Source organism: Pseudomonas sp. GL-R-19, from assembly GCF_019956375.1.
Lineage (GTDB): Bacteria > Pseudomonadota > Gammaproteobacteria > Pseudomonadales > Pseudomonadaceae > Aquipseudomonas.
Genome location: NZ_JAHBDJ010000034.1, coordinates 20,773 through 36,333, shown reverse-complemented (window position 1 = coordinate 36,333; position 15,561 = coordinate 20,773). Strand labels below are relative to the sequence as shown.

General features: G+C 60.9%; 11 protein-coding genes and 1 pseudogene. 10 read left to right on the top strand and 2 right to left on the bottom strand.

Annotation, left to right across the window (positions count from 1 at the left end):
* Positions 1-327 precede the first annotated feature (327 nt).
* The 7 genes from KGA83_RS18740 to KGA83_RS18710 all read left to right on the top strand — a co-directional run bounded on the left by KGA83_RS18740 (position 328) and on the right by KGA83_RS18710 (position 10,917).
* Positions 328-810, top strand: a complete 483-nt coding sequence (locus KGA83_RS18740; protein ID WP_108219458.1) for a sigma-70 family RNA polymerase sigma factor — start codon at positions 328-330, stop codon at positions 808-810.
* A 133-nt stretch (positions 811-943) separates the two neighbouring features.
* A complete protein-coding gene (locus KGA83_RS18735; RefSeq protein ID WP_223530489.1) occupies positions 944-2,281 on the top strand; it encodes a lysine N(6)-hydroxylase/L-ornithine N(5)-oxygenase family protein in 1,338 nt (445 codons plus the stop codon).
* 570 nt (positions 2,282-2,851) lie between these two features.
* Positions 2,852-5,563 (top strand): magnesium-translocating P-type ATPase, encoded by a 2,712-nt coding sequence (mgtA, locus tag KGA83_RS18730; RefSeq protein ID WP_108219460.1) that lies wholly within the window; start codon positions 2,852-2,854, stop codon positions 5,561-5,563.
* A gap of 139 nt (positions 5,564-5,702) precedes the next feature.
* Entirely contained in the window at positions 5,703-6,419 is a 717-nt protein-coding gene (locus KGA83_RS18725) for an MgtC/SapB family protein (protein ID WP_223530488.1), read from the top strand.
* Between the two features lie 127 nt (positions 6,420-6,546).
* Positions 6,547-6,948, top strand: a complete 402-nt coding sequence (locus KGA83_RS18720; RefSeq protein WP_108219475.1) for a chemotaxis protein CheY — start codon at positions 6,547-6,549, stop codon at positions 6,946-6,948.
* A gap of 108 nt (positions 6,949-7,056) precedes the next feature.
* Entirely contained in the window at positions 7,057-7,683 is a 627-nt protein-coding gene (locus KGA83_RS18715; RefSeq protein ID WP_108219462.1) for a response regulator transcription factor, read from the top strand.
* Complete coding sequence (locus KGA83_RS18710; protein ID WP_223530487.1) at positions 7,684-10,917, top strand: transporter substrate-binding domain-containing protein; 3,234 nt, start codon at positions 7,684-7,686, stop codon at positions 10,915-10,917.
* 39 nt (positions 10,918-10,956) lie between these two features.
* Here the strand turns inward: KGA83_RS18710 and KGA83_RS18705 are convergent.
* Both KGA83_RS18705 and KGA83_RS18700 read right to left on the bottom strand, forming a co-directional pair.
* Positions 10,957-11,079: pseudogene (locus tag KGA83_RS18705) on the bottom strand (hypothetical protein); the annotation flags it as partial.
* Positions 11,080-11,162: 83 nt separating this feature from the next.
* Complete coding sequence (locus KGA83_RS18700; protein ID WP_095942547.1) at positions 11,163-12,071, bottom strand: LysR family transcriptional regulator; 909 nt, start codon at positions 12,069-12,071, stop codon at positions 11,163-11,165.
* A gap of 104 nt (positions 12,072-12,175) precedes the next feature.
* On the opposite strand from KGA83_RS18700, the gene KGA83_RS18695 reads away from it, so the two are divergent.
* The 3 genes from KGA83_RS18695 to KGA83_RS18685 all read left to right on the top strand — a co-directional run bounded on the left by KGA83_RS18695 (position 12,176) and on the right by KGA83_RS18685 (position 15,464).
* Positions 12,176-13,042 carry a pirin family protein gene (locus tag KGA83_RS18695; RefSeq protein WP_223530486.1) on the top strand — a complete coding sequence of 289 codons (867 nt, stop codon included), beginning with the start codon at positions 12,176-12,178 and terminating at the stop codon, positions 13,040-13,042.
* 93 nt (positions 13,043-13,135) lie between these two features.
* The gene (locus KGA83_RS18690) at positions 13,136-13,819 is read left to right on the top strand and encodes an isochorismatase family protein (RefSeq protein ID WP_223530485.1); all 684 of its coding nucleotides are present in this window, start codon (positions 13,136-13,138) and stop codon (positions 13,817-13,819) included.
* Between the two features lie 202 nt (positions 13,820-14,021).
* Entirely contained in the window at positions 14,022-15,464 is a 1,443-nt protein-coding gene (locus KGA83_RS18685) for a cyclic nucleotide-binding domain-containing protein (protein ID WP_223530484.1), read from the top strand.
* Positions 15,465-15,561: the final 97 nt, after the last annotated feature.

Sequence of the window (15,561 nt, the reverse complement as noted above, 5' to 3'; positions counted from 1 at the left end):
CGGGGAGCTGTCCTGTAAACGATGGACCGGGCACAGAATTTAGGCGACGACACAAACCACTACTGTAGGAGCGAGCTTGCTCGCGATGGTCGTGAACGATGATGCGTACTTTCTGATTTAACGCGTCGTCCTTGCGACCATCGCGAGCGAGCTCGCTCCTACAGGGGGCGAGACAAATTGCCGGGCAAGTTGAAGCAGCACTTTAAATCTATATGAGAATTACTATAAATTACGCGACTTAAATTGCCACTATCTTGCTACTGCGTAATTCAGCGGTCGCCGGAACGGCTCAAGGACAGAAACCGCACCCCCGTGCGGACGGGAGTCATGTTGGAAAACTACTATCGCGAGCTGGTGTGTTTCCTCAACGCCAGGCTGGGCAACCGTCAGGTGGCCGAAGATGTGGTGCATGACGCTTATCTGCGCGTGCTGGAACGGACCAGCGATGCGCCGATCGAGCAGCCCCGGGCATTCCTCTATCGCACCGCCCTCAACCTGGTCATCGATGACCACCGCCGCAACGCCTTGCGTCGAGCCGAACCGCTGGACGTGCTCGATAGCGAGGAACGCTACTTCACGCCGTCGCCGCACAAGGTCCTCGATCACGGTCAGCGCCTGGACATGCTTCAGCGGGCCCTGGCGGAGTTGCCACGGCTGTGCCGCGAGAGTTTCCTGCTGCGCAAGATCGAAGGCCTGTCCCATCCGCAGATTGCCGAGCAACTGGGCATTTCCCGGGCAATGGTCGAGAAGCACATTGTCAACGCCATGAAGCATTGCCGTGCGCGGATGCGACAGTGGGACGCCCAGTGATCCTGCGCGGTTAAATTTTTTTTCACGGTCCTCGTTCCTACTCAACAGACGACCTGTTGTGCGGCCCAAGGCCTGTCAGGTCACTTAGGTTCAATGCCCCGCGGTTGAGGGGAACATCCAGAGGACACTGGACATGACACAGGCAATTGCAGCGCCCCTCGTTCACGACCTGATCGGCGTCGGTTTCGGCCCGTCGAACCTGGCACTGGCCATCGCGCTGCAAGAGCGCGGGGCGAGCCAGGGCAACCTGGATGTGCTGTTTCTCGACAAGCAGGCCGACTACCGCTGGCACGGCAACACCCTGGTGACCCAGAGCGAGTTGCAGATTTCCTTCCTCAAGGATCTGGTGACCCTGCGCAATCCGACCAGCCCTTACTCGTTCGTCAACTACCTCAAGGCCCACGGACGCCTGGTGGACTTCATCAACCTGGGCACCTTCTATCCGTGCCGTATGGAGTACAACGACTACCTGCGCTGGGTCGCTGGGCAATTCACCGCGCAAAGCCGCTACGGCGAAGAAGTGCTGACCATCGAGCCGGTGCTGCACAACCATCAGGTCGAGGCGTTGCGGGTGATTTCCCGCGATGGTAGCGGGCATCAGCAGGTGCGCACCACCCGTTCGGTGGTGGTCAGCGCCGGTGGCACGCCGCGCATTCCCGAAGTGTTCAAGGCGCTCAAGGATGACGGCCGGGTGTTCCACCATTCCCAGTACCTGGCGCAGATGGCCAAACAGCCGTGCGTGGACAACCGGCCGATGAGCATTGCGATCATCGGTGGCGGGCAGAGCGCGGCGGAGGCCTTCATCGACTTGAACGACAGCTTCCCGTCGGTGCAGGTGGACATGATCCTGCGCGGCTCGGCACTCAAGCCGGCCGACGATAGCCCTTTCGTCAACGAGGTGTTCTCGCCGGAGTTCACCGACCTGGTGTTCCAGCAGCCCGACAGCGAGCGCGAGCGACTGGTGAACGAGTACCACAACACCAACTATTCAGTGGTGGACATCGATTTGATCGAGCGCATCTATGGCATCTTCTACCGGCAGAAAGTCTCGGGCATCGCTCGTCATGCGTTCCGCACCCTGACCACCCTCTCAAAGGCCACCGCCAACGAACGCGGTATCGAACTGGTGTTGCGCAACAACGCCACCGGCGAAGTCTCGGTGCGTCACTACGACGCCGTGGTGCTGGCCACCGGTTATGAGCGGCAGATGCACCGCAAGTTGCTGGCACCGCTTGAAGAGTACCTGGGTGATTTCGAGGTCGATCGCAACTACAAACTGATCACCGATGAACGCTGCAAGGCCGGCCTCTACATGCAGGGCTTCTGCCAGGCCAGCCATGGGCTGAGCGACACCTTGCTGTCGATCCTGCCGATTCGTGCCGATGAGATTGCCGGCTCGCTGTATGAGCATGGCAAGCATCGCGGGCATGGGCGGTCGGTGGTGGATTTGTTGTTGGCGACCGCCAGCTGAGTTTGCTGCGTCTGTAAGGCCGCCATCGCGAGCAGGCTCGCTCCTACAATGGACCGGTGTTCACAGGACCAATGTAGGAGTGAGCCTGCTCGCGATGAGGCCATTGAAATCACCCAAGACCCTCAATCCTGAACCCTTCCTGAAGATCCCCACGATTCCCCCCGGGCAAGCTTTTGTATCGGGTTTACTCGCCAAACATCGGGGCGTAAGCTTCGCGCGTTTTCATCCATTACGGAGACCCACAGTGGGTACTTGTTCGAGTGACAGTTGTCGGCCGGTCCCGGTAACCGGCATTTTCTCGGCAAGATAACGCGCAGTTTCCTGTGCCGTTGTCTCGCCGAAAAGCGAGCAGCGGCATCCTGATCATGGCCAGTCCGGGCCATGTCCCGACGTCCCTCTCATCGACGCTGAACAGTGCGTGGTTTCGACTTTTTGTCGTGGCCGCCGCTCTATCGACACGCCTGTCATTCGTGACCGGCGCGCCAGGCCTTGCTTTGCCGATCGTTCCGGCGGCAGCGGCGTGGACCTGCCTGCTCGACGGTTTCTCGGCTGACCAAAGGGGCACCAGCCATGAAACTTACCCTCAAGGAACTCTTCGCAGGTTTCCTGCGTAACCGCCACATCGCCCGGCACTTCCGTCGCCTGGCGTTGCTGGAAACCTTCACCGACACTACGGTCAGCCGTGAAGTCCCGCCCACCCTGGCGCAAACCCTGGTGGCCGCTGCCGGCAGCGACACCGGTCAGTTGCTCAACACCCTGGGCAGTCACACCGACGGCTTGAGCGAACTCGAAGCCGATGCCCTGCGCGAGCAATACGGCCTCAACGAAGTCGAGCACGAACAGCCGCTGCCCTGGTGGACGCACCTTTGGCACTGCTACAAGAATCCGTTCAACCTGCTGCTGACGTTGCTGGCGGTCATCTCCTGGCTGACCGAAGACATGAAAGCCGCCATCGTGATTTTCTCCATGGTGGTGCTCTCGACCTTGCTGCGTTTCTGGCAGGAAACCAAATCCAACCAGGCCGCCGATGCCCTCAAGGCCATGGTCAGCAACACCGCCACGGTGATGCGCCGGGACCTTGAGGACCGCGGCGCGCAGCGCATCGAACTGCCGATCAGGCAACTGGTGCCGGGCGACCTGATCGTGCTGTCGGCCGGTGACATGATTCCCGCCGATTGCCGGGTGCTCAGCGCCAAGGACCTGTTCGTCAGCCAAGCGGCCATGACCGGCGAATCGATGCCGGTGGAAAAATTTCCCCGCCAGCAGGACCGCGACACGCTCAACCCGCTGGACCTGGACAACATCCTGTTCATGGGCACCAACGTGGTGTCCGGCACGGCCATGGCGGTGATCCTCACCACCGGCAACAGCACCTATTTCGGTGCCCTGGCCCAGCGCGTGGGTGCAACCGACCGGGCGCCGACTTCGTTCCAGACCGGGGTCAACAAAGTCAGCTGGTTGCTGATCCGCTTCATGTTCGTGATGGCGCCACTGGTGTTGTTCATCAACGGTTTCACCAAGGGCGACTGGACCGAAGCGCTGCTGTTCGCGCTGTCGATTGCCGTGGGCCTCACCCCGGAAATGCTGCCGATGATCGTCACCTCGACCCTGGCCAAGGGCGCGGTGTTCCTGTCGCGCAAGAAAGTCATCGTCAAACGCCTCGACGCCATTCAGAACTTCGGCGCCATGGATGTGCTGTGCACCGACAAGACCGGCACCCTGACCCAGGACAAGATCTTCCTGGCGCGCAACGTCGATGTCTGGGGCAACGACTCGGATGACGTGCTGGAAATGGCCTACCTCAACAGCTACTACCAGACCGGCCTGAAAAACCTGCTGGATGTGGCGGTGCTCGAACACGTCGAGATCCACCGTGAGCTGAAAGTCGGCACGGCGTTTCGCAAGGTCGACGAGATCCCGTTCGACTTCACCCGCCGGCGCATGTCGGTGGTGGTCGCCGAGCGCGATCAACCGCACCTGCTGATCTGCAAGGGCGCGGTGGAAGAAGTGCTGGCGGTCTGCTCGCGGGTGCGTCACGGCGAAGTCGATGAAGCCTTGACCGAAGAGTTGCTGGCGCGCATCCGTCAGGTCACGGCTACGTTCAACGCCGAAGGCCTGCGTGTGGTGGCGGTTGCTGCGCGGCCGATGACCGAAGGGCGCGACACCTACAGCCTGGCCGATGAGCAGGCACTGACGCTGATCGGCTACGTGGCGTTCCTCGATCCACCGAAAGAAAGCACGGCGCCCGCCCTCAAGGCGTTGGCAGCCCACGGCGTGGCGGTGAAAGTGCTGACCGGCGACAACGAGCTGGTGACGGCGAAGATCTGCCGCGAAGTCGGCCTGGAACAGCAAGGCCTGCTGATGGGCAACGACATCGAGCGCATGAGCGATACCGAACTGGCGAAAGCCGTGGAGACCACCAACGTCTTCGCCAGGCTGACCCCGTCGCACAAGGAACGCATCGTCCGTCTGCTCAAGGGCAACGGCCATGTGGTCGGTTTCATGGGTGACGGCATCAACGATGCCCCGGCCCTGCGCACCGCCGACATCGGTATTTCCGTGGACAGCGCCGTGGACATCGCCAAGGAAGCGGCCGACATCATCCTGCTGGAAAAGAGCCTGATGGTGCTGGAGGAGGGCGTGCTGGAAGGCCGCCGGACCTTCGCCAATATGCTCAAGTACATCAAGATGACCGCCAGTTCGAACTTCGGCAACGTGTTCTCGGTGCTGGTGGCCAGTGCGTTCATCCCGTTCCTGCCGATGCTGCCGATGCACCTGCTGGTGCAGAACCTGCTCTATGACATTTCGCAGATCGCCATTCCGTTCGATAACGTCGATGACGAAATGCTCAAGCAACCACAGCGCTGGCAACCGGCGGATGTCGGGCGCTTCATGTTGTTTTTCGGGCCCATCAGTTCGATCTTCGACATCAGCACGTTCGCCTTGATGTGGTACGTGTTCGATGCCAACACCCCGGATCACCAGACCCTGTTCCAGTCCGGCTGGTTCGTGGTCGGGCTGCTGACCCAGACCCTGATCGTGCACATGATCCGCACGCCGAAGATCCCGTTCCTGCAAAGCCGCGCGGCCATGCCCTTGCTGGTGATGACCGGCCTGATCATGGCCGTGGGGATTTTCCTGCCGATGGGACCGCTGGCGCATTACTTCAAATTGCAGGCGTTGCCCTCGCTGTACTTCGTGTTCCTGCCGGTGATCCTGCTGGCGTACATGGCGCTGACCCAGGCGGTGAAGGGGTTCTACATTCGCCGGTTTGGCATGTAGGAGCGAGCTTGCTCGCGATGGTCGTTAACGATAACGCGTGTTGACTGGCTAAACGCGGCGCTCTTGAGTCCATCGTCGGAACGCCGCCCGGAGCAAGCTCGCTCCTACAGGAGGGCGTGTGTTTTTCAAGGATTTTCATATGCAAGCCATCAACAACCTCAACCTGACCTCCCAGCTCGACACCCTGGTCAGCCTCAGCGCGGCCTTCATCCTCGGTGGCCTGATCGGTTTCGAGCGCCAGTACCGGCAGCGCACCGCCGGCCTGCGCACCAACGTGCTGGTGGCGGTGGGCGCGGCGATTTTCGTCGACATGGCAAACCGTCTCGCCGGTGCCGAAGGCGCCGTGCGGGTCGTAGCCTACGTGGTTTCCGGCATCGGCTTTCTCGGCGCCGGGGTGATCATGCGCGAAGAGGGCAATGTGCGCGGCCTCAATACCGCCGCCACGCTCTGGACCTCGGCGGCAGTCGGTGCCTGCGCCGGTGCCGACCTGCTGGCCGAAGCCTTGCTTGGCACCTTGTTCGTGCTCGCGGCCAACACCTTGCTGCGGCCGATCGTCAACAACATCAACCGTCAGCCGCTGGATGTGATTTCGGCGGAGGTCACCAACATCGTCTATGTCATTGCCCGGCGTACGCAGCAGAAAACCGTGCTGGCCTTGCTCGAGGCCGAGCTGGAACGCAGCAACTATCCGGCCAGCGATGTCGATGTGCATGCCTTCGGCACGGATGAAATTGAAATCGAAGCCACCCTGGCGACCACCTCGGTCGATGGTGATGAACTGGATGCGCTGGTGGCACGGATTTCGACGTCGAGCCAGGTGGTGCAGGCGTTCTGGAGTCCGAGTACCACGGAGTAACGGCCAAGGTTTCCCGGGCAAGAGTCAGATTAACCGGCATTTATTTAGGAATATTCCTACATAAACCCAGGAAGGTCTTCCGTAGTCTTTGCGACCTCTTGAAACCGACATCCTTTTGGAGGTCACCTTGCCGAACAAATCCTTGCGCATCCTGATCGCCGATGCGCAGCACTTCAACCGCCTGCGGATCGAGCGACTGTTCAACCAGCTCGGCTATTTTCGGGTGGCTCCGGTGCAGAGCCTCGACGAGCTCCTTGCACTGGTGGAGTACGGTTGCGAGCCTCTGGACCTGGTGCTGGTCAATGGGGCGATGGCCATTGGAGCGCTGGACCTGTTCAGTTTCCTTGACGACAACCCGCAGGTTCATCACGGGTTTATCTTCAATGAACGGCAGGCGCCGTTGTCGCCAGTCGCGGGTAAAGTCCGATTGAGCCAGGCCGCTCTGCCGGACCTGGCGTCCATTACGCAGCTGATGAGCGCTGTCGATCGTCGGCTACCGCTCGTCGGAACTGTCATTTCTGTCAGGTAGTACTTTCCAGCCTTCCATGCAAGAGTCTATGCGCAGCGTTGTGCCCAATCGCTGCGGTGCCTGGAGGGCATTTTTTGCCCGATCGTGTTGTTTTGCACGGGAGTTGTCATGAAGTCAGCACTGATTGTGGAAGATCATCCGGTGGTTCGCTCCATGATCAAACTCGTACTCAAGGGCGAAGGATTCAAGCAGATTTACGAGGCCTCCCGTGGCGATGAGGTCCTGGCATTGATCCGCGAGCATCAACCGGATGTCGTGCTGCTTGATCTGGGCCTCCCGGGTGTGGCGGGGCTTGAGGTGATGGACCGTATCAAGGCCGAAAACACCCGATGCCGCGTGGTGGTGTTCACCTCGCTGGAGGCCCAGTTCTATCAGGACCGCTGCATGCGGGCCGGGGCTGTTGCCTATGTTTCCAAGAGCAAGGACCTGGATGATTTGAAGGCGGCGGTGAATTGCGTGATGGCCGGCTATACCTATTTCGCCCAGCTCCCCTCGAGTTCCGTGTCGATGGGGGAGTTGCAACACAGTGAAAAGCAGTTGATCGACAAGCTCTCCAATCGTGAGTTGACCATTCTGCAGTACCTGGCCCGGGGTTCGAAAAACCTGGAAATCGCCGAGATCATGCACCTGAGCTACAAGACCGTCAGTACCTACAAGACCCGCCTCACCCTCAAGCTCAACGTGAGCTCGTCGGTGCACTTGAGGGATTTCGCCCTGCGCAATCAATTGATCTGAATGAACGCTCTCCGACGACTGGCAGGTTGGGTGCTGATTGGCCTTCTTCTCTGGGCATCGACGGTCTGTGCACAACAGTCGTTGACCCTGTTGGGACGTTCGAGTGCCGAAGGCCTGAGCGTCAGGTGGTCGGAAGCCGAGTTGCGCTGGTTGCAGCAAAAGGGCCGATTGGTGCTGGCGGTCTCGGCTCCCGACTATCCCCCCTTCGAGTTCAACACGGCAGGCAAGGTGTTCGAAGGCGTGACAGCCGATTACGCCGGGTTGCTCGAACAATTGTTGAACGTCGTCATCGAGGTTCAACGTTATCCGTCGCGGGCCGACGCGGTGCAGGCCATCAAGGACGGGCAGGCCGACCTGCTGGGAACGGCCAACCGATTCGAAGCCGAAGATCCGCAGCTACAGCTGTCCAGCGCCTACGCGGTGGATCAACCGGTGCTGGTCACCCGCACCGATTTCCCTCCGGTGCTCGACCCGACACTGGCCGGCAAGCGACTGGTGATGCTGTATCACTACTTGCCCGAATACAGCGTGCAACAGTTCTATTCCAAAGCGCAGGTCCAGCTGTTTCCCTCGACACTGGCGGCGATAGGCGCTGTGGCGTTCGGCCAGGCCGATGTCTACCTCGGTGATGCGATCAATGCCCATTATCTGATCAGCAGGAATTACCTGAACAACGTGCACCTGACGGACTTCTCGCCCATGGAGTCCGGGCGTTTTGCCTTTGCGATGGCCCGCGACAACGTTTCGCTATTGCGCATCGTCAACAAGGCGCTGGCGGTCATCACTACCAATAAACAAATGAACATCCTGCGTCGTTGGGGGGCCAACGGGGTGTCTATCCCGGGCACTCAGTCTTTGCAATTGAGCGTGGCCGAACAGCACTGGCTCGAACGCCACCCGCGTGTGAAAGTCGCGATCAACGAAAATATCCCGCCGATTTCATTTGTCGACAGCGAAGGCCAGTTTCGTGGTATCGGCGTCGATGTGCTGGCGAAAATCACTTTGCGCACCGGGTTGCAATTTGACATCCAGGGTATGAAGTCGGTGGCCGAGATGATGGCCGGTATCAGGAGCGGGCAGATCGATGTGCTGGCCGGTATCGGCCTCAGTTCCCAGCGTGAAGATGAATTGCGGTTCACCCGGTCATTTCTGAGCAGCCCGTCGGTACTGGTGACCCGCGTGGACACGGACGGCCTCAGGACGCTGGATGACATGGCGGGAAGAACCCTGGCGCTGACCCAGGGCAACATTGCCGCCGAGTACCTTCGCAAGCATTACCCGCTGATCCAGCTGGCGGATGCGCCACTGTCTACGGATGCCATGGAGATGGTCGCCCAGGGCAAGGCCCATGGCGGCATCAACTCGTTGATCAGCGCCCGTTACCTGATTTCCCGGCAGTATCGCGATCACCTGCAAGTGACCAGCACCGTGGGCACCGACCCCGCCCGAAGCACCCTGGCAACCAGTCGCGAGGCCACCGAACTGCATTCGATTCTGGACAAGGCATTACTGAGTATTCCCCCCGAAGAAATTGACGAGCTGACTCAACCCTGGCGCTATGACTCGATGGTCGAGCAGAGTTACTGGCTGCGACACCGGCAAGCGATCGTGCAGGCGTTTGCGGCGGCGGGTGTCCTGCTGTTGCTCGCGTTGGCCGGGATCGTCTGGCAGCGGCGGCAGATTCGCCAGCGTCAGCAATTGCTCGGGCAATTGCAGGAAGCCAAGGACGCGGCGGATGACGCCAACCGGGCCAAGACCACGTTCCTGGCCACCATGAGCCATGAAATCCGCACGCCGATGAACGCCTTGATCGGCATGCTCGAACTGGCAGTCAAACGCGCCGATGAAGGGGTGACCGACCGCGCCGCCATCGAGGTGGCGTCCAACGCCGGGCAGCAGTTGCTGGATTTGATCGGCGACATCCTGGATGTCGCGCGGATCGAATCCGGGCATTTGTCGCTGGCGCCGGAGCGGGTCAATCTGCACGCGCTGGTGACGTCGGTCTGCCGGGTTTTCGAAGGGCTGGCGATGCAAAAGAATCTGCAGTGGCGGGTCGATCTCGACGCGCGCAGCGACTGTGACGTGATGCTCGATCCCACGCGCTTCAAACAGGTACTGTCCAATCTGCTGAGCAATGCGATCAAGTTCACCCGGGAAGGTGAGGTGAGCCTGATACTGCGGGTGCTGCCTCAAGGCCCGGCGCATCTGTCTGCCTGTCTGAGTATCGAGGACAGTGGCATCGGCATCAGCGCTTCCGACCAGCAACGCCTGTTCAGCCCGTTCGTGCAGGCGGGTAACACTCAGCAGACTGCCCGGCAGGGTTCCGGCCTGGGCCTGGTGATCAGTCGTACCCTGTGCGAAACGATGGGCGGCCAGTTGCAGCTCGACAGTGAGCCCGGGCGCGGCACGCGGGTGGACATCAGCCTGGTACTGCCCGTCCTGCAAACGTTGCCCGCCGAGGGGGTGTCCCGGGATCCGGCGCAACTCACGACCCGGGCGTTGTCGATTCTGGTGGTCGACGATTATCCGGCCAATCGCCTGTTGCTCTCGCGGCAGCTGAGCTATCTGGGTCACAGTGTGGTGCTGGCGGAGGATGGGGCGCAGGGGCTTGAACAGTGGCGTGGGCGCGGGCACGGTTTCGATCTGGTCATCACCGACTGCAACATGCCGGTGCTCAGCGGTTACGAGCTGGCCGGCGCGATACGTGAGCAAGAGCGGGTGCAGGGGCTGTCGCCGACGCTGATTCTGGGCTTTACCGCCAATGCGCAGGCCGAGGAGAAGGACCGGTGCAAGGCGGCGGGGATGGACGATTGCCTGTTCAAACCCATTCGCCTGGTGGACTTGCAGGCGTGGCTGGCCCGGAGGTTTTCCAGTGCACCCCAAGCGGCGATCGTCGCCCCTGGCTTCGCCGAGTTCGACTTGAGCGGGCTGGAACGCTATGCGGATTCGGATCGTGAGCTAATCGATCAACTGATGCACGATCTGGCGCTGACCAACCGCGAGGACCGTGTGCATTTGCTGGCCTTGCACGCCAACGGCAATCGCCCGGGCTTGCAGACGCTGGCACACCGGATCAAGGGCGGGGCGCTGATGGTGCGAGCGCTTGCCCTGGTCGAGTGTTGCGAACAACTGGAGCGGGCATGCAATGACGACCGCGCGGCACTGATCGACGATGCCGTCGACCAGTTGCAGCAAGCCATGGCCCGCCTGGACCAGAGTATCGAGCAGGATTGAGGCTCAATCCCAGTGCGGCGCGATACCCTTGGGGCTGGTCAGCCGGTGGCCGAGCGCCAGGGCGGTGCTTACCGAATCGATGACCACCTGGCCTTGCAGGCGAAACGTACCCAGACCGAAGGCGGGTTGAGGGCTTTTCCTCAACCATAGAATCTCCCACATTGGATCTATATGCGCCACAAATCCCCTGTGGGAGCGAGCCTGCTCGCGATAGCCATCACTCGGTCTAAACCCTTGCCCCGACCCTAGGCAATATCACTGCGGCTGAACTCTTCCCCGAGAAAGTCGATCAACGTGCGCACCGATGGCAGCAAGCCCCGACGCGAAGGGAAAATTGCATGAATCACGCCGCTCTTCGGCGCCCAGCCCGGCACCAGCTCCACGAGTTGCCCGGCCGCGATTTCATCGCGTACCACCACACTGGGCAGGTGCACGATGCCGATTCCGGCGACCGCCGCATGGCGCAACGCCAACAGGTCATCGGTGACCATCCGCGGTGCATGCCGGATCATCGCGGTGCTGCCGTCGGCCCCGAACAGTTCCCACTGATATTCGCGCTGCGCCGCGCCCCAGTGCAGGCTCGGCAAGCCGCTGAGGTCGGCCGGGGAGGCCGGTGTCGACAGGCGCGATAAATAGGCCGGGCTGCCGACCACGCTCTGGGTGCTGTTGCCCAGCACCTTCATCACCATGTCGGTGTTTTCCAGTGGTGGAAAGCGTACCCGCAGCGCAATGTCGAAGCCTTCGTGAATCAGGTCGACCCGGCGGTTGGTGCTCTCGATGAACAACTCCACCAACGGGTACTTGAGCATGTAGCGGGTCAGCATCGGCCCGACCCAGGAATTGAGCAGCGCCGTCGGGCAACTGACACGCACCAGGCCCTGGGGCTCGGAGCGGTTGCGCTCGATCAGTTCGGCGGCGCTTTCCGCCTCCACGCGCATGGCCAGGCAGCGCTGGTAGTAGGCCTGGCCGATTTCCGTCAACGAGCAATGCCGGCTGGTGCGGTGCAGCAGGCGCACGCCGAGGCGCTCTTCGAGTTCGGCAATGCGTCGGCTGAGCTTGGACTTGGGCATGTCCAGCGCCCGGCCCGCTGCGGCGAAACCGTGATGCTCCACTACCTGGGTGAAGTAGTAGAGGGTGTTGAGGTCTTCCACCATCGTTCTCCAAATAGAACGCTAAAGCTGATTTTTGCAGTCTAGCGCAGCAAAGGTCACGGTTTTAAGCTCTGTCCATGGCTTCACCCACCTCATCAGGAGACACCATGAAAAACATCATCGGTATCTACACCAGTCCACGGACCCATTGGGTTGGCGACGGTTTTCCGGTTCGCACACTGTTTTCCTACGACAACCTGGGCAAACACATCAGCCCGTTCCTGTTGCTGGATCATGCCGGCCCCGCTGAATTCACCCCGACCACCGAGCGACGTGGCGTTGGTCAGCATCCGCATCGTGGCTTCGAAACCGTGACTATCGTTTACGAGGGCGAACTGGAGCACCGGGACTCCACCGGCAGTGGCGGCAAGATCGGCCCTGGCGATGTGCAATGGATGACCGCAGCCTCGGGGATCCTGCATGAAGAGTTTCACTCCGAAGGTTTCGCCAAAAGCGGTGGCACCCTGGAGATGGTGCAGCTGTGGGTCAACCTGCCGGCCAGGGACAAGATGGCCGACCCCGGTTACCAGACGATCCTCGACGGCGACATCCCGAGCATCGCCTTGCAGGACAACGCCGGCAGCCTGCGCCTGATCGCCGGTGAGTTCGACGGTCACCAAGGCCCGGCGCGCACCTTTACCCCGATCGACGTGTGGGACATTCGTTTGAATGCCGGCAAATTGCTCACCCTCGATCTGCATGAAGGGCGCAACACCGCACTGGTGGTTTTGCGTGGCACGGTGCAGGTCAACGGCCTGGAATCTGTGCGCCAGGGGCAACTTGCCCTGTTTGACCGCAAAGGCGATCAGGTGACCCTCGAAGCCAGCGAAGATGCGATGGTGCTGTTGCTCAGCGGCGAACCGATCGATGAGCCGATCGTCGGCCACGGGCCGTTCGTGATGAACACCGAGCAGGAAATCCACCAGGCCTTCGCCGACTTCCAGTCCGGTCGCTTCGGCCGGATGCACGCTTAATTCGCAGCGCTTTTACACCCGACTCTACACAGGATGAGTAGGCCGGTTTTCAGGCCAGGGATGGCTGTTGCCCAAAAGAAAGAGGAAACGCTCATGAGCACTGTCTACGCGGCCAACTTCAACGGCCAGAAACCGACCATCGACCCCAATGACAGCGCGATGCTGTTGATCGATCACCAGAGCGGACTGTTCCAGATCGTCAAGGACATGGACGTGCCTCAACTGCGCGCCAACGCCATTGCCCTGGCCAAGGCCGCGACCTTGCTGAAGATGCCTGTGATCACCACCGCTTCCGTTCCCCAGGGGCCGAACGGGCCGTTGATCCCGGAAATCCACGAAGCCGCGCCCCATGCGCAGTACGTGGCGCGCAAAGGTGAAATCAACGCCTGGGACAATCCGGAGTTTCATGCGGCGGTCAAAGCCACCGGCAAGAAAACCCTGGTGATCGCCGGCACCTTGACCAGCGTGTGCCTGGCGTTCCCGTCCATCGCCGCCGTGCATGAAGGCTACAAGGTGTTTGCCGTGGTCGACGCCTCGGGCAACCACTCGAAACTGGCCACCGAGCTGACCGTTGCCCGTCTGGCCCAGGCCGGGGTGGTGCCGATCGACATCATGGCGACGCTATCCGAGCTGCAAGGCTCGTGGAACCGTCCGGATGCCGAACAGTGGGCCGCTGTCTACGCCCAGGCCATGCCCCATTATCAGTTGCTGATCGAGAGTTACCTCAAGGCCCGGCAAGTGGCGAATGAACACGAGGCGCTGGACTCCCAGCGCTGACCGGTTGCCCCTGTGGGGGCGTGCCTGCTCGCGATGACGGTAGAACAGACACTGATGTAGTGACTGTCAGGCCGCCATCGCGAGCAGGCTCGCTCCTACAATTGTTTTTGTGGTGATTGCAGAATCCAGCCAAATCAATTGCTCCTACACTATGGCCAATCTGTGCGATCTTCGCGTTATTAGCCTTGGCTGGAGTTGCTTGATGCTGTCTTTCCTCACCGAACACCCATTGATCTGCGCCATGGCGCTGATCCTGATTGACCTCGGGTTGTGGCGTTTAATCGGTGACAACCGCAACCCTTGGAAGCTTCTGTTGCGGGTCACGATTTTCGCGCTATACAGCCTTCTGCTGTTCAACGAAGGCCTGAACCCGATGGAGCCGCCGCCCTGGGCCGACAACGTACCGTTGCACCTGGCCGCCACCGGATTGCAGATCGGCTGGTGGTTGTTCGGCGCGCGGATGCTGACGGTGCTGATCGGCGCGGTGATGATGCAACGGGTCGGGCATACCGGGCGATTGCTTCAGGATCTGCTCGGTGCGGTGATTTTCCTGATCGCGATCATTGCCGCCCTGGCCTATGTACTCGATCTGCCGGTCAAGGGCGTGCTGGCGACGTCCGGTGCGTTGGCGATCATTGTCGGCCTGGCCTTGCAAAGTACCCTCAGTGACGTGTTTTCCGGGATCGTCCTGAACACCACCAAACCCTACCAACTGGATGACTACATCTCCATAGACGGCATGGAAGGCCGGGTCACCGACATCGACTGGCGTGCCACGCGCCTGCAGACCTCCCAGGGTTGCATGGCGGTCATACCCAACTCCCTGGCCGCCAAGGCCAAGATCATCAATTTCAGTCGGCCCAGCGACATGTTCGGCATTTCCGTCTCGCTGGAAGTGAGCCCCCACGCGCGACCGAACACGGTGATCGAAGCCCTGGAGCGGGCCATGCAGGGCTGCCGCTTTCTGCTGGAGACACCGTCGCCGAATGTCGGCATGAAATGCGCCAGCAACACCGGAGTGGTCTATGAAATCAACGGGTTTGTCGCGTCGATGGACGAGAAGCGTTCGGTGCGCAATCAACTGTTCGACCTGGCCTACCGGCACTTGCAGGCGTCCGGCGTCAACCTGCTGTCGAGCGTGGAACCCAATCCGCCGGGTAACCTGTCGCGGCCCCGGGCGTTGCTCGACAGCTCGCCGATTTTCTCCACCTTGCGCCAGGAAGAGAAAGACACCTTCAGCCAGAACATGATGTTGCAATCGTTCCGCGCCGGGGAAACGATCCTGGAGGCGGGGGAGGTCAGCGATCACCTGTTCATCATCGAGTCCGGGGTGGTCACGGTGACGCTGACCCGGCACGGCGCGCCTTTCGAGTCCGGGCGCATGGGGCCGGGGGAAGTGATCGGCGAGGCCGGCATTCTGACCGACAGTTCGGTGCCGGCGCGGTTTACCGCCAAGACCTTCTGTGCCCTGTACCGCATCGAAAAGGCATACCTCAAGCCGTGCCTGGATGCCCGTCACGACATCAACGATGCGATGCAGACCTTGCTCGATTACCGGCTGCTCAAAGCGAAAACCCTGACCCAGGAGCTGCCGGTAACGGTGGCGAAAAAGGGCTTTTTGCAGTGGTTGCGCAATCGGGTTTGATGTGGGAGCGGGCTTGCTCGCGAAGGCGGCAATGAATTCACCAAAAATGAAGAGCGAAACCCATCACACCCGCACCAATGGTCTCCTCGACTTCTGC